Here is a 23,911-nt window from a genome sequence, read left to right as displayed (position 1 = left end):
CATTAATTATGTTTCTTCTTTAAATAATTATTTAGGCATTCCTTATTTATTATTATCTTTCTATTTATCCATGCCCTCTCGGTTATTTTTATTGGCTGTATCATCTCACTCATTACGGTGAGTGGGTCATAGTCCCTACTCAGGACTATGCACTTACCCCTCCTCAGACATTCCTTGGCTGCCCTAACCTCGGCTGGCTCGTCATCCGCGAGTATGTAATCGAGGCCTAACTCCCTAAGCCACTTAATCCTAGTTTCGGCGACGGCCTTGTGCTCAGGCCTTGAGTAATCGATCACAAATACTACGTTTGGCCTTAGGTAGTCGTAGTCAAGGGCAAGCCTAACGTTCACTAGGAATGTCCTTGGGTCCCTGAGGCCGTAGGTTATACTCGCCAGGTCTATCATTAAGTAATCATACCTATCATTGACTAAGTCTGGTAGTGTTCCACGCTCGACCTCGACAATGCACTTTGCATATATCCTCCGGAGTCCTGGGTCCATTAACTACTCCGTTATTTTCATTATTATTTTTATGAAATAAATAACTAAGGTTTAAGGAACATCACTCCTTCATTATCTCATCCATGTACGGCTTCAATGCCTCAATAACCGCGTAAAAAGCCTCTGGGTTTAGCACGGCGTTTATGTTCACGGCCTTATCGATCGGCCAGCCCATTAGAACCTTCTTAATGGGGACCTCAAGCTTCTTGTAGTTTCTAGTCATTGGTATGTCTGGGACCTGTATTATATAATCAGCAATGTAATAAGGCCCCAGCTGACTCCTTAGTGCATCGTTTATCTTCTTCTTCAACTCCTCAGTCAATTGCAGGCCGGGTCTCAGGGCTACGAATAGTATTAACTTATTCTTAACCTCAACGGCCAGGCTACCCACGACCTCAGGCAGGGACTCAACGACCTTGTATATGTCCAGGGTGCCTATCCTAATCCCCTTCCTCTTTATCGTCGAGTCTGAACGCCCGCTTATTATTACCGTGCCCCTATCGGTTATTAACGCCCAATCACCATGCCTCCACACGCCGGGGAACATGCTGAAGTAGGACTCCCTGTACCAGTTGTAGTCTGGGTCATTCCAGAAGTAAATGGGCATTGAGGGCATGGGCTTCTCAATTACTAACTCACCCACCTCATTAACCACGGGCTTACCCTCCTCATTATAGACATTAACCGCCGCGCCCAACCACCTACACTGCATCTCACCCTCCCACACAGGCAGTATTGGGCAGCCTCCGACGAATGCCGAGACCACGTCCGTACCGCCACTAATTGGCGCCAGCCACACGTCCTCCTTAACCTTCTCATAAACCCACTCAAAGCCCTGGGGCGACAGCGGCGCCGCTGTTGAGCCAATCTCCCTAAGTGTCTTTAGGTTAAATTGCCTACCGGGCTCTATCGTGGACTTCATGGCAGCATGAATATAGGGCGCGCTGAGGCCAAGTATTGTGAGGCCCTCCTTCTCCGTGATCTCCCAGTAGGGTTCGAAATTCCTAGCTGTTGGATCACCATCATAGAATAGTATTGTTGTGCCAAAGAGTAGGGCATCGACTGTGAAGTTCCACATCATCCATGACGGTGTCGTGTACCAAGTGAACTTATCACTTGGTTTATAATCCATGTGAAGACCGACCTTATAGGCCTCGAGGAGCACACCACCGTGGCTGTGGACCACGGGCTTCGGTATACCCGTGGTCCCAGACGTGAATAGGACCCACAGTGGTTCGTTGAATTCCATGGGTTCAAAGAAAAGCCCAACGCCCCTCCTGCCTGTGACCTCCCTCCAGTCATGGACTGGTTTACCGAGGCTAAGTTCCACTGAATCCCTCATGTTTGGTACCACCACAACCCTCTCAATACTCTTCACCGAGTCGACTATCTGCTTAATGTCGCCGTACTTATCAAAGACCTTACCCCTGTATGGATAGCCATCCACCGCGATTAACACCTTGGGTTGAAGCATGTTGAATCTATCAATCGCAGCCCTCGGAGCCAATTCAGCACCAACACCAACCCAAATAGCCCCAATACTCGCCGTAGCCAATAGGGCAACCACAGCCTCCGGGACCTGGCTAACGTATGCGGCAACCCTATCACCCCTATTAACGCCGACACTCCTAAGCCAATCAGCCAATGCCGCAACCTCCCTATACAACTGATCCCACGTAAGGCTCCTCCTAAGCCCATCCTCCCTAACATACACAACAGCCTCCTCACCCCAACGGGCAGCCTTAAACACATGCTCCGCATAATTAAGCCTAGAACCAATGAACCAACGAGCCCCCGGCATCGTCCTTGGCTCAAGAACCTTCGTATACGGCGAGTGGGACACAACACCGAAGTAACGCCAAACACTCACCCAAAAACCCTCAAGATCCTCAACACTCCACCTCCAAAGTCTATCATAATTACCCACATTCCTCAGAGGATCATCGACCGAAACCTCAAACCCAAAACCAAAAACCTCATCAAGCCAATTAACGAACCTCAGTATGTTAGAACTCCTAATTACATCTTGATTAGGCTGCCAAAGAATCCTAACCTTCTCCGCCATATTAATTATTGATTATTAAGTACCTTATTAAAATTAATTCATTTAGGCGCCGCTTCATATAAGTAAAACGATAGTGCAATGCCCTGACCAGCAACGAGTAAAAGTTATAAATAAGGTGGTTACTGCGGTTTTGAATGTCGAAGAAGCCAGAGACAAAGGCACCGGGTAAAGCTGAGGAGAAGGCTGGAGCTAAGGCTGCTGGTAAAGCGGCAGAGAAGGCGGCGGAGAAGCCGGCAGCCGCGCCTGCAGCTGCCGCGGCTAAGGAGGAAGAGGAGGGTGCTGAGGCTGGTAGGAAGGGTTGGTTAACCGCCGCGGTAATACCACAGGAGGAGTGGAAGGGATTTAGATACAGGGGGTTCACATTTGAGGAGATCTCTAAAATGTCCATGGAGGAGTTCATTAAGCTGTTACCGGCTAGGCAGAGGAGGTCGTTAATGAGGGGTTTAAAGCCAGAGCATAGGAAGTTCCTCGAGAAGGTTAGAAAGGCGAAGAAGCTCATGGCGGAGGGCAAGAAGGTAACCCTCAAGACCCACGCCAGGGACATGATAATACTACCTGAGATGGTTGGTTTAACAATCGCCGTCTACAACGGCATCACGTACCTACCAGTCACGATTAGCCCATGGCACATCGGCCACTACCTGGGCGAGTTCGCAATAACCTCAAAGATAGTGCAGCATGGCGAGCCTGGTCTCAAGGCTACGAGGAGCACGCTGCACATAGCCTCAAAGTAATCTCTTCATTACTTCGTATTGAAAAATACTTATAAATGCCAACTTCACGGTTTAGACGAGTATGGCAACAGTAAGTATAGACCCAAAGACATTTTACGCAAACCCACCGCAGGGAAAACCATTCTACGTCAGATTCGCAGTGCCGCAGGAAATAGCCGAGAAGGCCTACGAAGTATTGTCGGCTGCCAGGGAGACGGGGAAGATAAAGAAGGGGACTAATGAGGTAACGAAGGCTGTGGAAAGAGGCTTGGCCAAGTTAGTCCTTATCGCGGAGGATGTCGACCCACCTGAGATCGTTGCCCACCTACCAATACTCTGCGAGGAGAAGGGCGTGCCTTACGTCTATGTGCCAAGCAAGGAGAGACTTGGCAAGGCCGCTGGGCTGCAGAACACGTCGGCAGCCTCAGCCGTAATAATTGACCCAGGGCAGGCAGCCGCGGAGTTGGAGAATCTCGTTAAGCAGATAAACGATGTTAGGGTTAAGGCTGGTCTTAACCCAATACAATTACCGCAGCCGCAGGCCGCGCCGCCGGCTGAGAAGGCACCTGCCAAGAGGGCTGCCAGGAAGGGTGAATCCAAGTGAGTGAGGAGACTAAGGTTGAGAGGTTTAGTCCGTATGAGGATGCCGTCGCCGCATTGGTAGTCCAGATACTGGGTAGGACTGGTATAGCCGGTGAGGTTAGTATTGTTAGGGTTAGGATACTCGAAGGTAGGGATAAGGGTAGGGTAATAACCAGAAACATCAAGGGCCCTGTTAGGGTTGGAGATATAGTGATGCTTAGGGAGACGGAGAGGGAGGCCAGGAAACTAACGGTTAAATAATAAGGCCCATGCTTAAATAAGGCACAACCCTATTTTCCTGCATTTTTAATGCCCTAATGACTTAATGATTATGCTAAGTATAAACGAGATAAGTGATATAAAAGCACGTCCTAATCCTTAACGATTACTTAGACGCCTTATTAACCAGGCCAATAAACCAGTTAATGCCGGCCCCAGCATGCTGAGCACCACAGCCGATACGTATATACCGCCGGCTTGAGTTAAGAGGGAGTACTCGCCAAGGGCCATTAAACCAACATCTATGGCGGCTAGGAGCATGCCCCACGGTTTTGAGACTGCGTATACAGGCACTAGGCCTAGGGCTAGGGATACGTAGAGCGCCGCCAGGGATAGGTATATGGTGTAGTCGTAGAAAAGGTCGTAATTAACCAGGCTAAGTGCTGCCAATGCCGTGGCCAATATGGGCACGGCATATATCAGGCGATTAACCCTAACCTCCCTCGTTAATAGGTTGTATATGGCAATGTACTCAACTACGATCAATGAGAATATGCCGATTGATTGAAGCTCGTATATAATAGCCGGTGGTTTGAATAGATTACCTATGATCATTAGGATTGCTGACGCGTAAAATGCGTATAGAACGAGTTTAGCATCCCTTGGGTCAGCATCTACGTAGGGAGTTAGGGTTATGCAGATCAGGAGAAGACTGGATGAGAAGATACCAGTGAATAGGTTAGTTAATGGTGTGGGCGTTAATACTAGGCTATACCTCCAGTTAAGCGGTATGGATAACGCGATGCCGATAATCGCGGTGCCCAGGAGGAACCAGTACGAGAGTTCCGTAAACACGAGTATTGATGACGCAATTGGTATTGCTACGGTTAATAGCTTAGCCCATGTGTCTGGTATGTTAAGTACGTAGAATGATATGTACCGTAAATACAAGGTATAAGAAATAACTAGTCAGCCACGCGGATAATTGGGCATAGGCCATCGGTGTTGAGACAGACAAGGCATGTCTATAAAGGCCACCGGGGCCCCAATACCTTTTAATGAGTAGGTAGACTGTTAATGCGACCGCAGATATTGATATAACTGACAACGACAACTCAATATCATTTTGGTGCATCACTGCGAGGCTCATAGGCTCCACACTATTTGATGCAAAGGCAAATAGTAACAACCTATTGAGCTTAGCCACGTTGCTCAATTCCCTTAGAGCCAATAAAAAGGTTTTTCAAAATTCACGATCCTGAAAAGCCGAATTCTTAATTATTAATTTGTCAAGTGTTAGGCCTTCTATTCCTTATGCCCCACACCATGAATATGTAGTACCAACTAGCATTGATTATTTCATGATATTGACATACACTAAAGTTATTGCTCCCAATCCTGCCTTAGCTCAATACTAGGTGCCGTATTAGGCTCATGGGCGGTTACGTAGATAAGGATTTTATTACAGAGTATCAATGCCACATTGTGCTATCCGTATTAATGCTTGCCCTTACAATTCCCATGATCATCATACATACCACAGTGGCATTAATCAGCCTTAGATACTTAGTAATACCGAGGTCCGTTGGTCTGCCAATAGCCATTTACGAGAGTACTTACTACGTGCTACTTCTAACGTACCTATTAATAAACCATTACAGCATTGCATTACTAGGGTTAACGGTACTATTTCTGGTGATACATGTGGGTGGAACTTACCTATACATGAGGGGTGCGTTGAGTTACCTATCACGTAATCGCAGCAATCTCAGACGTTATGGTTATTACGAGATTGCTGAGCTTATGTTTATAATCGTGGTGATTGGATTACTTGTCCATTGACCAGGGTGAAATCTTAATAGCCTAATGGGTTCCTGTATTATTAATGGTTAGGAGGTTGTTAATTGAGGACTTGAGGCTCGTTAGGATGGTCCATGACCTAAATGCAGACGTTGAAGGTGGTCTCCTGGCTTTTACCGTCTCTAAGATTGCGGATTCCCTAGAGGATTACGAGAGAAATGTTTGGGTTTATGATGGTAAGACCCTTAGGCAGGTTACGAGGGGTAATAACGACTTTTCACCAAGGATTCTAAGCGGTAAGGGCTTAGTGTTCCTAACAAGGAGGGGGTTTGGTAAGGATAAACCTGGCGTTGAGGTTTGGTACCTACCGTTTGATGGTGGTGAAGCCATGAAGGTGGCTTACATTGGTGGTGGCGTTAATGATTTACGAATTATTAATGGCGTAATGTACTTCATGAGTAATGTTGGTCCTGTTCAGGAGGATGTTAAGTTTGTTGAGGATTGGCCCCTCTGGTTTAATGGCAGGGGATTCATACACACGTTTAAATCGCACCTATTCTCACTTGATTTAGGTGGTTCAATTAGGCAAATAACTAGTGGGGACTTCGATGTTGTTGCCTATGATGTTGAGCCCAGTGGTAGGAGGGTCGCCATTGCCGTGAGCACTAACAAGTTTAAGCCCTACAGGAATGAGGTTTGGGTGGTAAATTTAGAGAGTGGTGAGAGGTATTCAGTCCTTAGTAACTATAGTGTGTCGGCAATTAAGTGGTCGCCAGATGGTAAGTACCTGGCTTTGGTGGGTAATGACCTTCATAGGGGTTTTGCTACCCATGACCACGTAATGCTTGTTAGGTCTGAGGGTGGTGAGGTCATTGATTTAATGAGGAGTGTCGATAGAAATGTTGGTAATAGCCTTAATAGTGATGTTAGGGGTTCACCACCACCGATAAGGCTTCAGTGGGTTGGTGATTGGGTCTACTTCATAATGATGGATGGTGGTGCGTCAAAGCTGGTTAGGGCTAGTGTCAATGGTGGTGTTGATGTCGTGATTAGCGGTGAGAGGAGTATAGAGGATTTCGCGGTCATGAAGGATGGCACCATTTACTTCATCTCTATGGATCCACTGAGACCCACTGAACTATATAGGTGGTTCAATGGCAGTGAGGAGAGGATAACTAACTTCAATGACTGGGTCAACTCAGTGGAGCTCTCAAGACCCGAACCCTTCAGGTTCCGTGCGAGCGATGGTAGAGAGGTTGAGGGCTGGTTAATGAGACCTACAGGGTTTAAACAGGGCATTAGGTATCCAGCGGTTCTGGAGATTCACGGTGGCCCAAAGACGGCCTATGGCTACTCATTCATGTTTGAATTCCAGTTATTAGCTAGTGAGGGCTTTGTGGTTGTTTTCATGAATCCCAGGGGCAGTGATGGTTATGATGAGGAGTTCGCAGACATACGTGGGCACTATGGCGAAAGGGATTATGAAGATTTAATGGAGGGCCTTGACTACGTAATTAAGAATTACGACTTCATAGACCCAAATCGGCTGGGGGTCATTGGTGGTTCATACGGTGGCTTCATGACCAATTGGGTAATAACGCATACGGATAGGTTCAGGGCTGCAATTACGGATAGGTCAATATCCAACTGGGTGAGTTTCTTCGGTGCAAGTGATATTGGGCCCTACTTCGCCAATGACCAAATCGGTGGTGGTGAGGACAGAGACTTCTGGACATACCTAGAGAGTTATATGGTTAAGTCGCCGATTATGTACGTGAAGAATGTTAAGACTCCATTACTGATAATACACTCACTCGAGGACTACCGCTGTTGGTTTGAGCAGGCCATACAACTATACACGGCACTCAAGTACCTGGGTAAGGAGGTTAAGATGGTTGTGTTTCCAGGCGAGAATCATGACCTATCGAGGTTCGGTAAGCCCAGCCACAGAATGGTTAGGTTGAAGGCTATTGTTGATTGGTTCAATGAGAAGTTGAAGGCGTAATCACTGGGCCCTCCTTAATTCCTCAATTACGTCCTTAGTGACGTTAATGACCCTCACGCCCCTCTCAATAGCCCTCCTAACTATCTCAACCCTCTTCCTAAGGCCTACGGTCCTGCCAATCACAATGGCCTCCCTGGCCGGGTCGACCTTATCCACATCCTCAGGCCTATGAACAATAACCAACTTAAAACCACTTGGGTGTAAGTTCCTGGTAAGCCTCGGCTTTCCATAACCAACCTTAACCCTCTTCGGGTAACCCTTAATCTCAAGCCTAATCTTATTATCATTACCCCTGGGCCTACGCCAATGCTCACCATGAGCAACCCTCAGGTACCTCCACTCATCCATCCTCATCCAACGCGGCTCCCTCCTTTCCATTAACAACCTAAGCCTCAATAATTGCCTCAACTTACCACTCAGCGAGACCCTGGGCCTCGGCAACTTAACCTCCTTAACCTCCGGCTTGGCCTCTGGCTTAGCCACTGCCTGCTCAGTGGTTTGCTGTGACTGTTGAGCAGACTGCGCTTGAGTCTCTGCCTGCACCTGCTCACCACTTGGTTGCTGTTGGGCCTCCTGCTCCGTGGGCTTACTCTCCTCCGTGGACATCGCAGAAGCACCCTGTTAATGCCTTTTTAAATTTACCACCATTAATAGACGTATGCAATTAATACGCCGCCAACGTTCATCTGCCTAGCCTCTAAATGCGATAATACGCCCTTAGACGTGCTAAGGATCAGTATGCCCACATTCCTTGCCGGTAAGTACTTCTCCTCCCACCTCATTAGCTCAGAAACCTTAACGCTGAACCTGGGCTTTATGGCGCCGACATCGTTTATCTTGCCGAGAAGTTGAACCTTAAACTTACCACCCCTACCATCCTCAATAAACTCAATCTCACCAACATAGCCATACCTCTGCATAACCCTGAGAACATTACCAACAAGTTTAGAAGAAGGCCAAATAATCACCTCCCTATGGCCCCTCATCTCCGCATTCTTAATCATCGTCAATGCATTCGCCAGGACATCAAGCATTACCATACAACCAACGTGCAGAGACGCAAATTAAAAACTTTACTAAGTCGTCAGCGAAGGACCACATCATCAACCCTCAGCCGTACTCCCTAACATCACAGTTAGAAATGCGTGGGGCGGGTTTAAAATGCTTGGCCAATGGTTAATATATTTATTTGTATTGAAGTAAATATTAATAAATATAACTGTTCATAAAAGATTAGAAGCCGCAAACACAATAAATGTAAGATAATTAATGATTTAGTATTATGAAGGTGATAATTAATGGCAGGGAGGTTGGCGATGAGTACACGGGATGCGCATTATGTGGTGATAATAGGAGGACAGGCACTTACCTGAGTATTGATGGAACGCTTAGATGTAAAGTGTGCGGTAAGCCGTGGAGTGGGGCTTATCAGGAGGTTGCTGGTGCTAGGTTGTATTTTTGTTGTGGAGATCATTATAAGGAGTTCAGGAGAATAATTCAGAGGGCCATCGCGGTAGGCAACATTGGTAGGGTTAAGACAGTGCTCATCTCCATAAGTGGTGGTGAAAGGAGTGTAAGGGTTGAGGATTATGATGGTAAGGTTGTGACAATAAATGAATCAATGTTTAACCTGACTGAACAGTAAATTATGTGGGATAGAGTAATGGGTGATTTAAATGATAAGTGTTGGTCTGTATTATAGGGTTAAGAGGGGTCATGAGGAGGAGTTTGAGAGAATGTTTAATGAGGTTTTAAACTTCCTTAGGGAAAACGTGGACGGCTTCATAAACGCAAAACTCTATAGAAGCGTTGATGATCCATCGGAATACCTAATATATAGTGAATGGAGAGATTTGGAATCATTTAAAAGGTTCATAATGAGTAGGGAGTATAAGGAGACCATAACGTATGGAAGAACGATCCTAGAGGACAAGCCCAAGCACAGGATCTTCCAGGAAATAGGCGTGTAACGTATGCTCCAACTCACGGCCATGAATGCAACTACGCCTTCACATTTCAATTTTCAATAACGGTAATAAACCCTTATCCAACATAAATGTTCCGTGGTGGGGCCGCCGGGATTTGAACCCGGGATCACCGGCGTACCGTGCGGGGATTGCTCCCCAGGCCGTTGGACCCAGGGCATAACCTGGTGCATCCTAGCCAGGCTAGACTACGGCCCCAAGCTATCATTCCCATGGGCAATTTTAAGCTTTTCAGTGTAATGCCTTATACGGCGCTTCAGGTCTCATGGTCCAACTTTACGCTAAGTCATTTCCTCGTAAATCCTTTCCACGTATTTCCTATCCTCACTGCATGTTGGCTCGGCTTTGCCTGCCAAATTATCGAATTTTACTACGCAGTAAGTAATTAGTTCTCCTCTGTTTACTCGATAAATGGCTACTAAGGCCTTCACGCCATTTACCGTCTCATTATAGCGAAGGACGCTCATGTATAATAATTCATTCTCAAGGCCCAGGTACTTGACTAGAAACTCCATGACATGTTTGTAAAATGTGTAATCAATCATTGAGGTGGAGTTGAAGGACTTAATTAAAGGCATTACTCATCGTTGGAATTAGCTATTTTACCCTTGCCTGTGCCTATCTTTACTGGTATCATAGCTTTGTACACCAGGTCCATTAGTCCCGTGAATGTTAATTCACGATTATATAACTTATTCAGTCTTGGTAATACCCTATCCATTTGCAATTTACAGGCTGCGCATGGCACCACCACACAATTGGCGCCCTTATCAATTACCTTTGAGTACCAAAGCTCTGCGTATTTAATGGATAATCCCTCCATTTCCCTGGCCAACATACCACTCGTCCCCCCACAGCATATCGCTAACTCGGGCTTATCATTCAACTCTACGTAACGAGCCACGACATGCCTCATTACGAGTCTTGGTTCCCTGGTGAGGTCCCCACCCCTGGCGTAGTGGCACGGGTCCATGTATATGTAGGTCAGGTTGCCATTGAGTGATGGATCAAGCTTGATTAAGCCCCTCCTTATGGCGTCTGCGGCTATGTAGATTATGTGCGTCCCCTCAATGCCGTACTCCCTAAGCCTTGGCACCACGTAGTTCTTGAACACCCTCCAGCCATGACCACACTCACCAGCTATCACTAACTTCACGCCTAACCTACGCGCCTCCTCAATGATTCTCTCCGCTATGAGCCTCATGTGCCTCTCATCCATGAATAAGCCATAATTCGTTATGTCAGGCGCCCTAGTGCTTAGGGTGAAGTCTATACCCAACTCATTGAGCAGTAGTATGTAGCCCTTAAGCGTGTTTATAGCCACCGTATAGTCGGCGCAGGCCGATGGGAGCAACAGGGCGTAGGCGGGTTCATTAATCTTAACCCTAATGTCAACGCCCTTCTCAAGCTTGATTTGATTGGCCACGTTTAGTATTATTTCCTTAATTACGTCCTCGGGCAGGCCGAGGAAGTTCCCTGTGGATTCCAGGTTATTTATTACTCCCGCTACGTAGTTAGGCGCCAAACCTATTTCGTAGAGTAGCGATCTAATGGTCCTTGAGATGTCGGCGACGTCGACACCGAAGGGGCAGGTCCAGGCGCATCTCCTGCATGTTAAGCATTGCCAAAAGTACGTATATGCCTCGTTTATTAAGTCCTCATTAACGGGACCACGCATTAATGACCTTGCCAGAGCTATCCTACCAAGTGGTGAATTCTTGATGTTGCGCGTCGTTAGATATGCGGGGCATACCATTAGGCATGCACCGCAGCCCATACAGAGACTTAGCGAGAGAACTAAGTTCCTGTTTTCACGTAACCTCCCCTTCAATAATTCCCTAAGCCCATTAATGCCATGCCCACCTTGCTTAATACCGACCCTACTGTGGAGTCTTTCAATTAGGTCTAGGGAGGCCTTCTCATGCCTATACTCATTAATTGCGACATTACGCATTGCCTATTTCACTGCTTTATCAATGCCTTAATACATTATTTTATGTGCAAAATCTGCACCTCAGCGAGGAGTTAGGCTCGTCATTATTCCGCAACGGGACGCATCATCACTAATTACTTTCACGAGGCAAAATCTTTTAAAGGCAATGCCCGCGTTGGGTCTTCGTGGTTAAGTTACTGAGTTTTTACCAGGGCAGGGATACGAAGAAGCCGAGTGGCGGCTATAGGGCTAGGCCGTATAAGGTTAAGAGGAAGGCGCTTGGTGGTGGACCGCCAACCAACACCACGTTATCGAGTAATGATGTTAGAAGGGTGATTAGGGTTTTTGGCGGTAATGTTAAGGTTAAGGCTGTCAGTGTTCAATACGCTAACCTGTACATACCTAAGGAGGGTAAGGCCGTTAAGGTGAAGATTCTCAGGGTTCTTGAGACGCCAGCGAACAGGGAGTTGGCTAAGAGGGATATCATCGTTAAAGGTGCCATTATCGAGACCGAGAGGGGTAGGGCCGTGGTCACGTCGAGGCCTGGGCAGGACGGCGTAGTCAATGCGGTACTCCTGGAGAAGTAATGGGTTAAGCATTATTAATTAGTGATTCCATTAATAACCGTGGATAGGAGGGATTATTGGATTATTTGGACCGTTTATTTCGACTCAAGTAAGAGTAGGGGCTTTGGTAGGAAGGTCCCCAGCAATGTGGCTATTAAGTCACCGACAATTGACGAGTTAGTTAAGGCGATTAGTAACCTTGGCCTTGAGTTTGAGGTTTACGGTGATAAGAAACACCCGGGTAATTGGTTTGAGGGGCCTTATGGCTATGTTGCTGTGAAGAAGGAATCGGCTATTAGAAGGTTTGGCTCAATAAATAAGAGGAGACTACTCATGCTTATAGCTAGGGAATTAGTTAGGATTAGGCAATCAACGGCTCAAGCCAGGAGCTCTTAATTAATCATGCTTATTATCATCCTCAGGCTCATTAGGTCGCTTAATGCATGAAGTAGTGATTGTAGTATGTCCTTAGTAATTGGCGAGTTTATTATCGATTTTATCACCTCCTCAGGATTACTCAGTGATTGTAGGTTTATGCCCGTTGGCATTGGCATGTCTAATTCAATCTCCACTTCATTTAGGCCTTGGGACGCCACCTTGAGCATTACGTTATTTCCGTAGTCCTTAAACCAGTAATCACCATCATCACTTCTCCTGAAACCCATGCTCCTAAGAACGTTAATGAGCATTGAATCACCGCGTCATTAGGCCCCCTTAAATCATTTGCTCACTCATATGTGGGCTATTATTATCGCTAATAAGGCGAGGAGTATTGCGGATATCACGAGTCTACGCCCACGGTAGGGACTAATGCCTGACAACCATAGAAAGCCACCAATAATCCCGAAGAGCAGTGCAAGCACTGTTGATGCATTGTATATCACGTTCTTAAGGAAGTTCGTGAAGGATATTAAGTTGGCTAATGCCGTGTTAATAACGTTTTCCGTGCTATTGGTTATCGAGTTCATGAAGTCATTAATTGTGTTGGTTACGTTGCTCGCAGCATCATTAATATTGCCAATGCCCTGTGACGCGTGCACCACAAGTGGTGTTACCACCGTGATTAGTATTACGAGGAATATTTCCAGGGCTCTTTTCATTTCCTTCACCAATACATTAATTATCACTTCGATTAATTAATTACTTTCAGCCTACTCTCCCGTGGGCACCGTCATTAATAAAAGCTTTATATAATCATAATAAGCGCATTATTTTGCATGAGGATACCCAGGGCATTAACAATAGCAGGGCTTGACTCAGGCGGTGGTGCGGGCATCACGGCCGATTTAAAGACTTTCCACGCGCTTGGGGTTTACGGCATGGTCGCCCTAACCGCAGTAACCGCACAGAACACGCTCGGTGTTAGGGCTGTCCAGGAAATAGACCCATCAATAGTTGAGACGCAGATAAATGCCGTAGCCGAGGACATAGGCGTTGATGCCGCCAAGACGGGAATGCTGAGCAGTTCACCGATAATGGAGGCAGTGGCCCGTGCTGTTAAGAGGTGGGGATTTCCGCTGGTTGTCGACCCGGTCATGTATGCCAAGAGTGGTGACCCACTCATAAGGCCTGAGGCCATGGAAACCCTGAAGCGCGTTATAATACCCATTGCCAAGGTTGTGACCCCAAACGCACCCGAGGCATCACACCTAGCTGGTTTCCGTGTTGAGACCCTGGACGATGCCAGGAGAGCTGCGAAGGTCATAGCGGAGGAGCTTCATCCAGAGATTGTCATTGTTAAGGGCGGTCACTTAACTGGTAATGAAAGTATTGACATTGTTTACTTCAGGGATACGGGCGAATACAGGGAGTTGAGGGCCCCAAGGATTGATACCAAGAACACCCACGGAACTGGATGCTCCTTCTCAGCAGCCATAGCGGCAGGCCTGGCAAGGGGCTTGAGCCCCTGGGATGCCATTAAGCTGGCTAAGGAGTTGATTACGACAGCCATTAAGTACTCACTACCGCTTGGTCATGGTCACGGACCCGTCAACCCAATGGCATGGCTCGAACTTAGGGCTTACAGGGCTGATGTGATTGACGAGATGAATAAGGCATTAAGCATGATTGAGGAAAACGCCGACTTAATTGGGAAGTACATACCCGAGGTTCAATCGAATTTAGGCTATGCATTACCTGCCTTCTACGCCAGGGATTTAAACGATGTCGCTGCCATACCAGGCAGGATAGTTAGGTACATGGGCAAAGCCAAGCCAAGTGGCCCACCAACCTTTGGCGTTAGCTCTCATGTCGCCAGTTACATACTTACGGCAATGAAGTACGACTCGGAGGTCAGGTCTGCGATGAATATTAAGTATGATGATAGGATCATAGAGGCCGCGAAGGAGCTTGGCTATGTAATTAGTAGTTATGATAGGAGGCAGGAGCCGCCTGAGGTTAAGGCTAGGGAGGGTGCGTCAATACCCTGGGGTACAGAGCAAGCAATAAAGAGTGTTGGTAGGGTACCAGACATTATTTACCACCTCGGTGATTGGGGTAAGGAGCCTGAGATTGTAGTGCTTGGTAAAAGCCCGGTGGAGGTTGTTAGTAAGTTGTTGGCGGTGTTGAGACGTATTGACGAGAAGTCTCGGTTTTAATAAGTAATACTATGGTGAAGCGCTCATTAAATTAAAACGACCTGTAGATACTTATCTCCACGCCTACTTATCTTATACCTACTTACCTTTCCATCCCTAAGAACAACAACCTCACCACTCACATTCTTAGCCACAGGTCTCCAACTCGGTGAGAAATAGTACTCGCTCCTCCTGAACTTGGACTTAGCCAGTGGGTATGCATTACCGTTATATAGTATCACGCCAACGCTCCATTCAGGCGCCTTATCGATGAGTGATGAGTAGTCTTCACCGCCCGTGGACTCCTCGTTACCTTCTTCGTTTTCAGGTTCCTCCTCGTATTTATCCTCGTCCTCCATTACATAAAGCTCAAACAGCCTCTTTATATTTTTATCTAAGACCGAGGAATACCCACGATAAATATACGTGACAGGTAATACACTAGGAATTAAAGCGGAGATACTAAGCACCTTACCTCTTGAACCTCTTCGGTCTTAGATTTTTACTCTTACACCTCCTGCACTTCTCAGCACCCGGTGGGTTTCTGGCCCCGCACTCCCTGCATATCCAGTAATTGAACCTATGCTCAACAGCTATTCTAAGCTTTTCGGGGTCGCTAATGGGCATACGTACCTATGGGTATTAAGGCCCTTTTTATATTTTTACCTATTAACAGCGATCATTCAACTGGTACTATTTTATGATTACCTCATGGTTAACTTGGCGAGCATTACTTACTGCTTGAAAACCCAAGGGCCTTCTTAGCTTATGTAAAGCTAACCATTGAATACGGCTAGCGTGGTCTTCGTAATTAACTACTTAAGGCCAGGGCGCAGGGCTATTGTGGATCGAGGGTTGGGCAGTTTGGGAATTTAGATGTTGCGTAGTGCCTTATTAATCTGGTTGGGGATTAGGTATTGGTATGTCTGGTGCTCCTGGTCAATTCACGGGGTTTAACGCTGAGTTGTTGAGGAGGAACCGTTTCTGCATGGGTGTGAAGCGCGGCAGGGAATATGTCTGCAGTGGTGAGGCAGGTGAGGATGCCGTGAACAAGGCCGTTGATTTTCTGGTTGAAGCCATCAATTGAATACAACACTGGAGGGTTTGGGAAACATGGTGGGTAGAGGAGACAATGGACGAGTGGCTAGAGGCCAGGGACAGGCTGGAGGTCCAGTTGAGGGGCAAATACAGCGAGGATATCGTCAACGCCATCACGGGGCTCGTTGACAAGTTCATAAACTATAATGAACGGTTCTTGAACTACTGGCGTGATGTTGGCAACGAGACAAGGAGACTAATTGATAACCTAATGAACGGCAGGGCAGAGGTAATCATTAGGGGCGAGGGCGCATCAGGAATAAGTGTGCATAGTGAGCACATAACGCTTGAGACGGATAGGACGAGCACTAGTATACCGGTTCACTTAGTGCTTAAGGGTCTTGAGGGAGTGGATGTTGAGGTGCCTGATTTCATGAAGATGATGAATAAGGAGGAGTATACAAAGTTTGTTAAGACGCTTAGGAGCCTTCGCATCAGTTTCGCTGAAACCGATGAAAGCGTAGAGAAAGGCAGACCAGTTATGGGCACCAACCAAACCTGGCAAGTAATATTTTGGTCGTTGTTGTATCCTGGCGAGATTCGCGTGCATATAAACACCGTTAACGTCAATGTTAATAACATGACAGTAACATGGTATTTAAGATCCAGTAACCACAAGTCGCTCAAGGGCAAAATCAAGGATGCAGATGTAGATAAGTGGGCTTTTATGGGGTTGTTTCAAACACCTTTATGCCGGTTTTATGTCAAGTACCTCTACCTCGTCGAGGGGGCTTATACCGTACTTTTCCCTGACTTCCTTGGGTATTGTGAATTGCCTACTAGCCGTGTTCCTAGTCCTCAATAATCTTACCTGCGGTATCTCGATTTCGAGGCCCCTATACTTAATGGTTATGTTTGCGTAAGCAACATTTTCAATATTGAGAGCCTTAACTAAACTGGCCGGTATGAGGACTTGGTAGTTTATGTATATCTTCGTTACATATGGCAATTTGGTGATTACCATACTTCTCCTAACCCTCCTTACCCTAGATATTCCAGATGCCATATCAATGAATTATTACTAAATTCATTTATTAAAGTTTCTAATTAAGGCTAGAAAAATTAGGATGTAAGCATTTCATAGCAACGTTCATAGTGAACTCTTTTAAAGGGCTTAAGCCTCATCATTGGATAATGAGTATTGCAATTGACGTATTGATAATGACCACACAACTAATTGCAATAGTGGACCCAGTCGGCGCATTACCAATAATGGTCAGTATGCCTGGGATTGAAAAGCCCGAGGTCTTCAGGAGGGCCCTTAGGATAATTGCCGTTGCCGTACCATCACTACTAATAATATTTGCAGTGGCTGGTCCATACATATTGAGGGCCTTTAACATAAGCATTGCCGACTTCAGGATTGCGGGTGGCATAGTACTCCTCATAATAGGTATTGACACGCTCAGGGAGGGCGCTCCAAGGACCATGGGATTAAGCCCTGAGGAGTTCATATTCACGCCAATAGTTACGCCGATGCTTGTGGGGCCTGGGGCCATAACATCGGTAATGCTGTTCACCACGTATTATGGGATTCCCGAGGTCATAATTAGCATACTCATAGCATCATTAATAACGTACCTAGTGATCAGGTTCAGCTTCTCAATAATTAGGCTCATCGGAGGCAACATGCTTAGGTTCATTGGTAGGTTCCTAAGCCTGATAATAATGGCGTGGGCAGTATCGCTAATAATAGAGGGGGTTAGGGAAGCATTACTGATTTAAGTTTATATTTAGTAAAAAGGAATAATGATAAATTTTTATTTTTAGCACAATATCTATAGAGCACCCTAACCAATCTGCATTTGAGATATGAAGAGACTCCTCGATGTTATGTATGGAAGTAGGTGGGCTAGTCCATAGACGTTTATTTGGCCGAGGCCGTCCACGGGGTTCCACTGACCCGGTATTACCCAGTAGAGTCCGTTTTGGCCGCCTAGGGTTACAAACATGGCTCCAGGAATACCGGTAGAGAAGGCGCTTGTTGGGTAGGCAGGGCTCCACGCATAGAATTGACTTGGGTAGCGGTAATACAGTAGGTATAGGCTGGGTGCCAGGTCACCTATTGCGTAGTCGACGCCCGTTCCGTATAGGTAGCTCTGTATTGTAGCAGTCATGCCAGCCGAAAGCGGCGTTGCTAGGCTTGTGCCTCCAATTAGGTATGGGAATATTGAACCATTAAGGACTATTAGGACGCCCGTGAATGGGTTAGCGTCGGCCGCGATGTCCGGGACACCCCTATGGCCAATTGTGCGGAAGTAAATGCCCAGGTCAGGCTCATATACGTGCGTCCTCTCATAAATAATATGTATCAGTGCTTGACCAGGAGTCTCTGGGAATGCGAAGGAGTAACCACCGCCACTACCCCATAGGTAGGTGCTGTTCCAATTCCACGCATACTCAATGCGGGTGGCCACCGTATTAGTGATGTTTCCGTAGAGTGTCGTTCCGCCGACGCTGGTTACCCATGGGTCGCTGGCTGGGTATGAAACGCTCGGCTCCATGGTCATGTTGAGGGATAGCCAATACGTGTCAAAGGCGCCGCTATCGCCTGATGCTGCGAATACGCCGATTCCCTCAGCGGCTGCCTGCATGAATACCTCGTCGTATCCATAGAGTAGGTTGTAGCTTGGCGGTGGGTAGTAGAACATGTCCTCGTAGGCACCCCAGCTCAGGCTTATGAAGTTGGCCAGTGAGTTGTTGACCACGTACTCAACGTCAGTGAACAAATCGTCACCAGCCGTTGGTGATATGACGAGGAGTATATTGGCACCAGGCGCCATTGTGTGTGCATACTCAATGTCCAGTGCCGTCTCCACAGCCCAACCCTCCGCAGTGCTTAGGTCATATGGTGTGAGCGCCGGTGTACCGGTTGGGTAAATGACTTGGCACGAAACCGGTGGTAGGCCGAACATGTTGTTAAACGTCGCCAAGTCCTGGCATGCAACGCTCTGGTAAACATACTGATTGGCTAGGGTTAGATTGAAGTCTCCGAAGGCATCGACAACGGCTATGGTTAATCCCCGGCCCGTGTAGCCATTACTAAAGAGCGGCAATTCGTCATATATGAACTCCAGGCCCTGAGGCAACCATATCTCCACTTGATTCTGAATCACTTGCATTGGCTTCCCATTTACATTGACCGCACCAGCCCTTAGTAATGCGTTTATGTTCGTCACATTGAGGCGCACTGCAGCATACTGCGGCCTGTATAAGGGGGCGATACTACTCACGTGGAAGTAGCCAATTGGGATGCACTCGCCCGATAGTATCCACTGCTGTATGCCACTCGGCGCTGATTGTAAGGCCGTTAGGAAGTTGTCCACCTCCGATGCCGTGCCCGTGGCCTCTATGAGCATTGGGAACGTGTAATTAACCGTTAAACCATAACTCTCGGCCAGGTTAACCACATAACTAACAACACTACTCGGCGGTGAATACCAACTAGCAAACTCCTGAGGCGTAATGAAGCGATGGAAGTAGGGGCTTGAGACATTATAGTACATCTGGTCTAGAAGATATAGTAAACCATTCGACGTAGTCACATTACTCAACCTCAACCAAACAATTACATGGCTTAAGTTAGAACCAGACACCCCAGGAACCACCTCAGTACACGTGAAGTACTGCGGCGTCGTTGATGGACCCGGCGGTGGGAACGTCTGAGCATGAGCTACTACCACCATTGCCATGGCCAGCATCATCGCCATTATTATTGGTATTATCCTCGTTATGTTCGTCATAGTTATTTAATTGTTCTTATTATTTTTAAACATTTCCCTCAGGATCAATATTTCCTTTGACTAAATGTTCTAATGGTTATCCTTTTTATTTAAATTTTCTATTCCAAATGAGGAATATGCCTTATTAACCTAAGTCTTTAATCAATGCCTAATGTCGTTTAGACGCATCGGCCGTGTTGGTTTCCTCCTGGTAACGGCCAATTCCCTAAGCGGTATTATTTGGGGTGCTAATTCGGTAATTCTCTCAATCTACATGTTGAGTATTGGTATTTCAACCACACTCATAGGCGTTATCCTTGGGCTTTTCTCACTAATAAATGCCCTTGGTTCATTAGTTGTTGGTTATTTAACGGATTTCATGGACAGGATCAAGCTCTTCACAGTACTGTCTACAATCAGCGGCTCATTAATACTACTGATGACTACCGGCATGCCCATGATAGTTTCAATTGCCTACCTACTTACCGCGTTGTTTAATCGATACGTGGTATTAACAGCCATAGTTGGTGAATTCGCTAAGCAGAGGAACGTCTCAGATGAAGTTTTTAGTCTATCATCATCCTTCAACGTGGTCTTCAGCGTTGTTGGCTCCGCAATGGCAGTCCTACCCAGTTACCTCGGGCGTCTTGGCTATGAGCTGATCTTCATTGCCGAGGCCATTGCCGTTTACCTGACAATACCCCTGGTACTTAATGCAATTAGGCACTTGGACCCAACCATTGCGAATGTAAAGATTGAGAGGATTAGCCTTAAGGACTTGGGTAGGCTACGTTCGTCATGGTTAATAAAGAGGTTACTACCTGAAGCGTTGATTGGCCTTGGGGCTGGCGTAATAATACCGTTGTTTAGCCTTTGGTTTTACCTGAAGTTCCACATAAACATTGCCAGCCTGGGCATAGTCTACGCCATATCCAATGCGACACTCGCTCTAGGTACATTAATGGCTCCGACGATATCGAGGCTATTACGCAGTAGGGTGATATCCGTGGTAATGCTTGAGGGGTTAGCCACAGGCGTGCTTGCTATAATGCCATCAATATACGACCTACCACTGTTACTAGCCCTATTCATAATTAGGAATACGCTCATGAACATGGCGAACCCATTATTAACATCGCTCATTAATGAATTAGTGCCCAGGGAGGAACGAGGCAGGGTATTTGGTCTGTGGAACATGATATCCTCGATACCGAGGGCTATTGGCCCAGGTATTGGTGGCTACTTAATGGATATTGGTTACCTCGACATGCCCCTATACATAACCTCTATTCTTTACGCAACTGCCGTAGTGCTGTTCTACGCCCTGCTCAGGGGTGTTGAGGGTAGGGTTAGGGTTATCCACGGTACTTAATACGTGCATTGCTTTTTCACTTGTCACAGGAAAAATGTTAATTAGTAGGTACTTGTGTGACTCTGGCGTGAATTTTCAGGAGAGAGTATCGAAGAGTATTAAGGGAATTAGCGATTCATTTAGGGTATTGCTTGGTCCTGGCTGGTTGACCATGCTCGCGGATGTGGATGCGCCGAGTATACTTACGGCGATGCAGAGCGGTTATTATACGGGGCTTGCGATGATTCCCTGGCTGATACTCCTAACAATACCTTTGTACTTCATCCAGGAGCTAACCATCAGGGCTGCGCTAGGTAGTGGGAAGGGTATGGGGACTCTACTTAGGGAGGTTTATGGTAATAAGGCTGCGGCTGCATCATTAATTGCCATGCTCATAATAGATGGGGCCGCCTATGTCGGTGAGTACGCGGCCATATCAGCCATTGGGCTCCTCTTTGGGGTGCCCGTGGTTATTTCTGTGATCTTAGTCCTTGTGTTTCACACGGTTATAATACTGATGGGTGGTTCGTATAAGAGGGTTGAGAACGTACTGCTTGCAATTTCCGCGTTTATACTAGTGTACCTAGTGGCCTTTGCTGTAGTACCCATTAGGGCTCAGGAGATGTATGGTGCATTACTGTCGATTTTCCTACCAAGCTCATACTCTAATTCCCTATATTTAACGTTACTCGCGGCCAACATTGGCGCCGTAATAATGCCCTGGATGCTTTATTATCAGCAGTCGGCGATTGTTGATAAAGGATTGAGGAGGGAGCACTATACCCATGAGAGGTTTGAGACCGTAATGGGCGCGATAATAAGCGAGACATTAATGATTGGTAGCCTACTGGTTGGTTATTGGCTTAGGGTTAAGGGTGGGGTTGTTGATGGATTCCAATCAGCGTTACTCTCAATAAGCAGGATCATTAGCCCATACTGGTTCATAGTGGCTGCTGTAGGCATGGTCGCAGCCGCACTGCTGGCAATATTCGTGATAAGCCTGGGCTTCGCCTATGGACTCAGTGAATACTTTGGTTGGCCCTCAGGGCTTAGTAGGAGGATGTGTGAGGCTAGGGGCTTCTACGCATTTTATGTTGTTGAGGTTGTGCCCGCAGCCTTGATAATACTCTTCATGAGGGACCTCGTTAATTTGATCCTGGGTATCATGGTCTTTAATGCCGTAGCTCTCGCCATACCCACTTACCTATTAATAAGCCTGGTTTCGAGGAGAGATGTCGTTGGTGATTACACAATTAGTAGGGCTAGGGCCATTGCGCTTTATGTGGTTACCACGGCATTGATTATTGCCGGCATCTACGCAATAATGACTACGATCTAAGTAATTATTTGGGAATAAGATTTAATTAGATTTTTACTAAGTGTAGTATGGGACTGCATGTGAGAATATCCAGTAGGGAATTCCTATACCTATTAGTGATTAAGGGAATGAATGATAAGGGCTCCGGTGCAACGATATTCGGCATTGCAAAGGCGCTTGGCGTCTCAACCGCGAGCGCCTATGAAGAGATTAATCACTTAATAAAGAAGGGCTTTGTGGAGAGGAGGAACGGTGGAATATACATAACTGACGAGGGCATTAAAGAAATGAACTCATTAATTAGGGCGCATAGGGTCGTGGAGACGTTATTGGTTAGGGCGGGGATCGACCCAGATAAGGCATGTGAGTTAGCTAAGATGTTTGATTACGCACTGCCTGAGGAGGTCGTGGAGAAGCTCTACGAATATCTGGGTAAGCCCAGTAAATGCCCACATGGCAAGGACATCCCGCAACTTTAACTTTTCATGGCTTGGGCAGGTGCCGCAAAATACACTATATATATGATAATGCTTAATAAGGAGTTTATTGTAGGCGAGTTAATGAAGTATGTATGGGTAAACGGAAAGTTAATACCTGAAAGAGAGGCAGTAATACCCATACTCACGCATGCCCTGCACTACGGCACGTCGGTTTTCGAGGGAATAAGGGCCTATTGGAGCCCTGAAAGCAATAACCTATACATATTCAGGGCTAGGGACCATTACATAAGGTTCCATAATTCAGCCAAAATCATGGGCATTAAGGTTGGTTACGGCATTGATGAGTTAGTAGACGCAACCGTGGAATTATTAAAGGCTAATGAGGTACGTGAGAATGTCTACATAAGGCCCATCGCCTTCGTATCCGCGTCCACGGTAAACCTGGATATTAGGGACTTGGAAACAACTACGGCAATAATAGCCATACCCTTCGGCCACTACCTGGAGCCTAAGGGCGTTAGGGCTAAGGTGGTTAGTTGGTTGAGGGTTCACAACTCCATGTTCCCAATGAAGGCTAAGGTCGGTGGTATCTACGTTAATTCCGTAATTGCATTGCTGGACGCCAAGATCTCAGGGTTTGATGAGGCTATCCTACTTAACCGTGACGGCTATGTCGCTGAGGGTAGTGGGGAGAATGTATTTATCGTTAAGGATGGCGTGCTCTATACACCACCAACCTACGATTCAATACTTGAGGGTATCACGAGGGATACCGTAATCACGATAGCCAAGGACCTAGGGCTGACCGTTATTGAGAAGAGGATTACCAGGGAGGAGTTGTATACGGCAGATGAGGTGTTCTTCACAGGAACGGCCGCTGAGGTAACTCCGGTAGTGAACATTGACGGTAGGGTTATAGGCAATGGACAGCCGGGACCAATAACCCTTAAGATAAGGAGCTATTACATGGATTTGGTTCACGGTAAGGTGAGTAAGTACATGAGCTGGCTCACACCCGTATATTAAATGCCATGTAAA

At 46.6% G+C, this 23,911-nt stretch carries 31 protein-coding genes and 1 tRNA gene; 17 read left to right on the top strand and 15 right to left on the bottom strand.

Features of this window, described 5'->3' with window-relative positions; translation table 11 throughout:
- Positions 1–2: 2 nt before the first annotated feature.
- Positions 3–500, bottom strand: coding sequence for a hypothetical protein (locus VDIS_RS11900; RefSeq protein WP_013337511.1), 498 nt, complete (start codon positions 498–500; stop codon positions 3–5).
- A 61-nt stretch (positions 501–561) separates the two neighbouring features.
- Positions 562–2,565, bottom strand: a complete 2,004-nt coding sequence (locus VDIS_RS11895) for an acetoacetate--CoA ligase (protein ID WP_013337510.1) — start codon at positions 2,563–2,565, stop codon at positions 562–564.
- 134 nt (positions 2,566–2,699) lie between these two features.
- Between VDIS_RS11895 and VDIS_RS11890 the strand changes: the two genes are divergently transcribed.
- The 3 genes from VDIS_RS11890 to VDIS_RS11880 all read left to right on the top strand — a co-directional run bounded on the left by VDIS_RS11890 (position 2,700) and on the right by VDIS_RS11880 (position 4,121).
- Complete coding sequence (locus VDIS_RS11890) at positions 2,700–3,299, top strand: 30S ribosomal protein S19 (protein WP_013337509.1); 600 nt, start codon at positions 2,700–2,702, stop codon at positions 3,297–3,299.
- A 61-nt stretch (positions 3,300–3,360) separates the two neighbouring features.
- Positions 3,361–3,882, top strand: a complete 522-nt coding sequence (gene rpl7ae, locus VDIS_RS11885) for a 50S ribosomal protein L7Ae (RefSeq protein WP_013337508.1) — start codon at positions 3,361–3,363, stop codon at positions 3,880–3,882.
- Positions 3,879–4,121 (top strand): 30S ribosomal protein S28e, encoded by a 243-nt coding sequence (locus tag VDIS_RS11880; RefSeq protein WP_013337507.1) that lies wholly within the window; start codon positions 3,879–3,881, stop codon positions 4,119–4,121. Before rpl7ae ends, VDIS_RS11880 begins: the two co-directional genes overlap by 4 nt.
- Before the next feature lie 117 nt (positions 4,122–4,238).
- On the opposite strand, the gene VDIS_RS11875 is transcribed toward VDIS_RS11880, so the two are convergent.
- Together VDIS_RS11875 and VDIS_RS11870 are read right to left on the bottom strand one after the other, a co-directional pair.
- The gene (locus VDIS_RS11875; protein ID WP_052885839.1) at positions 4,239–5,030 is read right to left on the bottom strand and encodes a hypothetical protein; all 792 of its coding nucleotides are present in this window, start codon (positions 5,028–5,030) and stop codon (positions 4,239–4,241) included.
- The gene (locus VDIS_RS11870) at positions 4,996–5,286 is read right to left on the bottom strand and encodes a hypothetical protein (protein ID WP_052885838.1); all 291 of its coding nucleotides are present in this window, start codon (positions 5,284–5,286) and stop codon (positions 4,996–4,998) included. The genes VDIS_RS11875 and VDIS_RS11870 overlap by 35 nt, the downstream gene beginning before the upstream one ends.
- Positions 5,287–5,513: 227 nt before the next feature.
- On the opposite strand from VDIS_RS11870, the gene VDIS_RS11865 reads away from it, so the two are divergent.
- Complete coding sequence (locus VDIS_RS11865) at positions 5,514–5,921, top strand: hypothetical protein (RefSeq protein WP_013337506.1); 408 nt, start codon at positions 5,514–5,516, stop codon at positions 5,919–5,921.
- A 43-nt stretch (positions 5,922–5,964) separates the two neighbouring features.
- Complete coding sequence (locus VDIS_RS11860) at positions 5,965–7,884, top strand: S9 family peptidase (protein ID WP_013337505.1); 1,920 nt, start codon at positions 5,965–5,967, stop codon at positions 7,882–7,884.
- On the opposite strand, the gene VDIS_RS11855 is transcribed toward VDIS_RS11860, so the two are convergent.
- A complete protein-coding gene (locus VDIS_RS11855; RefSeq protein ID WP_013337504.1) occupies positions 7,885–8,490 on the bottom strand; it encodes a 50S ribosomal protein L32e in 606 nt (201 codons plus the stop codon).
- A 41-nt stretch (positions 8,491–8,531) separates the two neighbouring features.
- Positions 8,532–8,924, bottom strand: coding sequence for a 30S ribosomal protein S8 (locus VDIS_RS11850; protein ID WP_013337503.1), 393 nt, complete (start codon positions 8,922–8,924; stop codon positions 8,532–8,534).
- A gap of 242 nt (positions 8,925–9,166) precedes the next feature.
- On the opposite strand from VDIS_RS11850, the gene VDIS_RS11845 reads away from it, so the two are divergent.
- Positions 9,167–9,529, top strand: coding sequence for a TA0938 family protein (locus VDIS_RS11845; RefSeq protein WP_013337502.1), 363 nt, complete (start codon positions 9,167–9,169; stop codon positions 9,527–9,529).
- 31 nt (positions 9,530–9,560) lie between these two features.
- Positions 9,561–9,854: an antibiotic biosynthesis monooxygenase family protein gene (locus VDIS_RS11840; protein WP_013337501.1), complete on the top strand. Its 294-nt coding sequence runs from the start codon at positions 9,561–9,563 to the stop codon at positions 9,852–9,854.
- Positions 9,855–9,948: 94 nt separating this feature from the next.
- Here the strand turns inward: VDIS_RS11840 and VDIS_RS12750 are convergent.
- The 3 genes from VDIS_RS12750 to VDIS_RS11830 all read right to left on the bottom strand — a co-directional run bounded on the left by VDIS_RS12750 (position 9,949) and on the right by VDIS_RS11830 (position 11,823).
- Positions 9,949–10,067, bottom strand: a tRNA-Pro gene (locus VDIS_RS12750).
- Between the two features lie 83 nt (positions 10,068–10,150).
- Positions 10,151–10,414: a hypothetical protein gene (locus VDIS_RS11835; RefSeq protein ID WP_013337500.1), complete on the bottom strand. Its 264-nt coding sequence runs from the start codon at positions 10,412–10,414 to the stop codon at positions 10,151–10,153.
- 32 nt (positions 10,415–10,446) lie between these two features.
- On the bottom strand, positions 10,447–11,823 hold the full coding sequence (locus tag VDIS_RS11830) for a (Fe-S)-binding protein (RefSeq protein WP_013337499.1): 1,377 nt from the start codon (positions 11,821–11,823) through the stop codon (positions 10,447–10,449).
- Positions 11,824–11,987: 164 nt separating this feature from the next.
- On the opposite strand from VDIS_RS11830, the gene VDIS_RS11825 reads away from it, so the two are divergent.
- Entirely contained in the window at positions 11,988–12,389 is a 402-nt protein-coding gene (locus tag VDIS_RS11825; protein ID WP_013337498.1) for a 30S ribosomal protein S8e, read from the top strand.
- Positions 12,390–12,428: 39 nt separating this feature from the next.
- Positions 12,429–12,764, top strand: a complete 336-nt coding sequence (locus VDIS_RS11820) for a signal recognition particle subunit SRP19/SEC65 family protein (protein ID WP_013337497.1) — start codon at positions 12,429–12,431, stop codon at positions 12,762–12,764.
- Here VDIS_RS11820 and VDIS_RS11815 read toward each other — a convergent pair.
- Together VDIS_RS11815 and VDIS_RS11810 are read right to left on the bottom strand one after the other, a co-directional pair.
- Positions 12,761–13,057: a hypothetical protein gene (locus VDIS_RS11815; RefSeq protein ID WP_013337496.1), complete on the bottom strand. Its 297-nt coding sequence runs from the start codon at positions 13,055–13,057 to the stop codon at positions 12,761–12,763. The genes VDIS_RS11820 and VDIS_RS11815 overlap by 4 nt on opposite strands.
- Before the next feature lie 42 nt (positions 13,058–13,099).
- Complete coding sequence (locus tag VDIS_RS11810) at positions 13,100–13,468, bottom strand: hypothetical protein (protein ID WP_013337495.1); 369 nt, start codon at positions 13,466–13,468, stop codon at positions 13,100–13,102.
- Between the two features lie 117 nt (positions 13,469–13,585).
- Here VDIS_RS11810 and VDIS_RS11805 point away from each other — a divergent pair, with 117 nt between their 5' ends.
- Positions 13,586–14,965 carry a bifunctional hydroxymethylpyrimidine kinase/phosphomethylpyrimidine kinase gene (locus VDIS_RS11805; RefSeq protein WP_013337494.1) on the top strand — a complete coding sequence of 460 codons (1,380 nt, stop codon included), beginning with the start codon at positions 13,586–13,588 and terminating at the stop codon, positions 14,963–14,965.
- A 26-nt stretch (positions 14,966–14,991) separates the two neighbouring features.
- Here VDIS_RS11805 and VDIS_RS11800 read toward each other — a convergent pair whose 3' ends face one another.
- Positions 14,992–15,303, bottom strand: a complete 312-nt coding sequence (locus tag VDIS_RS11800; protein ID WP_013337493.1) for a hypothetical protein — start codon at positions 15,301–15,303, stop codon at positions 14,992–14,994.
- Positions 15,304–15,415: 112 nt separating this feature from the next.
- Positions 15,416–15,571 (bottom strand): 50S ribosomal protein L40e, encoded by a 156-nt coding sequence (locus tag VDIS_RS11795; RefSeq protein WP_013337492.1) that lies wholly within the window; start codon positions 15,569–15,571, stop codon positions 15,416–15,418.
- A 295-nt stretch (positions 15,572–15,866) separates the two neighbouring features.
- On the opposite strand from VDIS_RS11795, the gene VDIS_RS12910 reads away from it, so the two are divergent.
- Positions 15,867–16,031 carry a hypothetical protein gene (locus VDIS_RS12910; protein ID WP_013337491.1) on the top strand — a complete coding sequence of 55 codons (165 nt, stop codon included), beginning with the start codon at positions 15,867–15,869 and terminating at the stop codon, positions 16,029–16,031.
- A 45-nt stretch (positions 16,032–16,076) separates the two neighbouring features.
- Complete coding sequence (locus tag VDIS_RS12745; RefSeq protein ID WP_013337490.1) at positions 16,077–16,847, top strand: hypothetical protein; 771 nt, start codon at positions 16,077–16,079, stop codon at positions 16,845–16,847.
- Here the strand turns inward: VDIS_RS12745 and VDIS_RS11785 are convergent.
- On the bottom strand, positions 16,731–17,048 hold the full coding sequence (locus VDIS_RS11785; protein WP_013337489.1) for an AbrB/MazE/SpoVT family DNA-binding domain-containing protein: 318 nt from the start codon (positions 17,046–17,048) through the stop codon (positions 16,731–16,733). The two genes, VDIS_RS12745 and VDIS_RS11785, sit on opposite strands and share 117 nt — an antisense overlap.
- Before the next feature lie 128 nt (positions 17,049–17,176).
- Here VDIS_RS11785 and VDIS_RS11780 point away from each other — a divergent pair, with 128 nt between their 5' ends.
- On the top strand, positions 17,177–17,767 hold the full coding sequence (locus VDIS_RS11780; protein WP_013337488.1) for a MarC family protein: 591 nt from the start codon (positions 17,177–17,179) through the stop codon (positions 17,765–17,767).
- A 65-nt stretch (positions 17,768–17,832) separates the two neighbouring features.
- Here VDIS_RS11780 and VDIS_RS11775 read toward each other — a convergent pair whose 3' ends face one another.
- Positions 17,833–19,785: a S53 family peptidase gene (locus VDIS_RS11775; RefSeq protein WP_013337487.1), complete on the bottom strand. Its 1,953-nt coding sequence runs from the start codon at positions 19,783–19,785 to the stop codon at positions 17,833–17,835.
- Positions 19,786–19,936: 151 nt separating this feature from the next.
- Here VDIS_RS11775 and VDIS_RS11770 point away from each other — a divergent pair, with 151 nt between their 5' ends.
- The 4 genes from VDIS_RS11770 (at position 19,937) to VDIS_RS11755 (ending at position 23,899) form a co-directional block, all read left to right on the top strand.
- Positions 19,937–21,136: an MFS transporter gene (locus VDIS_RS11770; protein ID WP_013337486.1), complete on the top strand. Its 1,200-nt coding sequence runs from the start codon at positions 19,937–19,939 to the stop codon at positions 21,134–21,136.
- A 67-nt stretch (positions 21,137–21,203) separates the two neighbouring features.
- Positions 21,204–22,454, top strand: coding sequence for an NRAMP family divalent metal transporter (locus VDIS_RS11765; RefSeq protein WP_148678351.1), 1,251 nt, complete (start codon positions 21,204–21,206; stop codon positions 22,452–22,454).
- 47 nt (positions 22,455–22,501) lie between these two features.
- Positions 22,502–22,912 carry a metal-dependent transcriptional regulator gene (locus VDIS_RS11760; protein WP_013337484.1) on the top strand — a complete coding sequence of 137 codons (411 nt, stop codon included), beginning with the start codon at positions 22,502–22,504 and terminating at the stop codon, positions 22,910–22,912.
- 42 nt (positions 22,913–22,954) lie between these two features.
- Positions 22,955–23,899 (top strand): branched-chain amino acid transaminase, encoded by a 945-nt coding sequence (locus tag VDIS_RS11755; protein ID WP_148678508.1) that lies wholly within the window; start codon positions 22,955–22,957, stop codon positions 23,897–23,899.
- Positions 23,900–23,911: the final 12 nt, after the last annotated feature.

Source organism: Vulcanisaeta distributa DSM 14429 (assembly GCF_000148385.1).
In the GTDB taxonomy this organism is placed as follows: Archaea; Thermoproteota; Thermoprotei; order Thermoproteales; family Thermocladiaceae; genus Vulcanisaeta; species Vulcanisaeta distributa.
Note: the sequence above shows the minus strand (reverse complement) of the source record. Positions and strands in the feature narration are given on the sequence as shown.

Coding starts and splice junctions, on each gene's coding strand:
- VDIS_RS11810 (WP_013337495.1), bottom strand. CDS start 13,468: ATGAAAAGAGCCCTGGAAATATTCCTCGTAATACTAATCACGGTGGTA.
- VDIS_RS11830 (WP_013337499.1), bottom strand. CDS start 11,823: ATGCGTAATGTCGCAATTAATGAGTATAGGCATGAGAAGGCCTCCCTA.
- VDIS_RS11855 (WP_013337504.1), bottom strand. CDS start 8,490: ATGTCCACGGAGGAGAGTAAGCCCACGGAGCAGGAGGCCCAACAGCAA.
- VDIS_RS11760 (WP_013337484.1), top strand. CDS start 22,502: ATGGGACTGCATGTGAGAATATCCAGTAGGGAATTCCTATACCTATTA.
- VDIS_RS11770 (WP_013337486.1), top strand. CDS start 19,937: ATGTCGTTTAGACGCATCGGCCGTGTTGGTTTCCTCCTGGTAACGGCC.
- VDIS_RS11895 (WP_013337510.1), bottom strand. CDS start 2,565: ATGGCGGAGAAGGTTAGGATTCTTTGGCAGCCTAATCAAGATGTAATT.
- VDIS_RS12745 (WP_013337490.1), top strand. CDS start 16,077: ATGGACGAGTGGCTAGAGGCCAGGGACAGGCTGGAGGTCCAGTTGAGG.
- VDIS_RS12910 (WP_013337491.1), top strand. CDS start 15,867: ATGTCTGGTGCTCCTGGTCAATTCACGGGGTTTAACGCTGAGTTGTTG.
- VDIS_RS11860 (WP_013337505.1), top strand. CDS start 5,965: ATGGTTAGGAGGTTGTTAATTGAGGACTTGAGGCTCGTTAGGATGGTC.
- VDIS_RS11805 (WP_013337494.1), top strand. CDS start 13,586: ATGAGGATACCCAGGGCATTAACAATAGCAGGGCTTGACTCAGGCGGT.
- VDIS_RS11840 (WP_013337501.1), top strand. CDS start 9,561: ATGATAAGTGTTGGTCTGTATTATAGGGTTAAGAGGGGTCATGAGGAG.
- VDIS_RS11815 (WP_013337496.1), bottom strand. CDS start 13,057: ATGCTCATTAACGTTCTTAGGAGCATGGGTTTCAGGAGAAGTGATGAT.
- VDIS_RS11890 (WP_013337509.1), top strand. CDS start 2,700: ATGTCGAAGAAGCCAGAGACAAAGGCACCGGGTAAAGCTGAGGAGAAG.
- VDIS_RS11775 (WP_013337487.1), bottom strand. CDS start 19,785: ATGACGAACATAACGAGGATAATACCAATAATAATGGCGATGATGCTG.
- VDIS_RS11865 (WP_013337506.1), top strand. CDS start 5,514: ATGGGCGGTTACGTAGATAAGGATTTTATTACAGAGTATCAATGCCAC.
- rpl7ae (WP_013337508.1), top strand. CDS start 3,361: ATGGCAACAGTAAGTATAGACCCAAAGACATTTTACGCAAACCCACCG.
- VDIS_RS11800 (WP_013337493.1), bottom strand. CDS start 15,303: ATGGAGGACGAGGATAAATACGAGGAGGAACCTGAAAACGAAGAAGGT.
- VDIS_RS11850 (WP_013337503.1), bottom strand. CDS start 8,924: ATGGTAATGCTTGATGTCCTGGCGAATGCATTGACGATGATTAAGAAT.
- VDIS_RS11795 (WP_013337492.1), bottom strand. CDS start 15,571: ATGCCCATTAGCGACCCCGAAAAGCTTAGAATAGCTGTTGAGCATAGG.
- VDIS_RS11755 (WP_148678508.1), top strand. CDS start 22,955: ATGATAATGCTTAATAAGGAGTTTATTGTAGGCGAGTTAATGAAGTAT.
- VDIS_RS11900 (WP_013337511.1), bottom strand. CDS start 500: ATGGACCCAGGACTCCGGAGGATATATGCAAAGTGCATTGTCGAGGTC.
- VDIS_RS11780 (WP_013337488.1), top strand. CDS start 17,177: ATGAGTATTGCAATTGACGTATTGATAATGACCACACAACTAATTGCA.
- VDIS_RS11785 (WP_013337489.1), bottom strand. CDS start 17,048: ATGGCATCTGGAATATCTAGGGTAAGGAGGGTTAGGAGAAGTATGGTA.
- VDIS_RS11845 (WP_013337502.1), top strand. CDS start 9,167: ATGAAGGTGATAATTAATGGCAGGGAGGTTGGCGATGAGTACACGGGA.
- VDIS_RS11835 (WP_013337500.1), bottom strand. CDS start 10,414: ATGATTGATTACACATTTTACAAACATGTCATGGAGTTTCTAGTCAAG.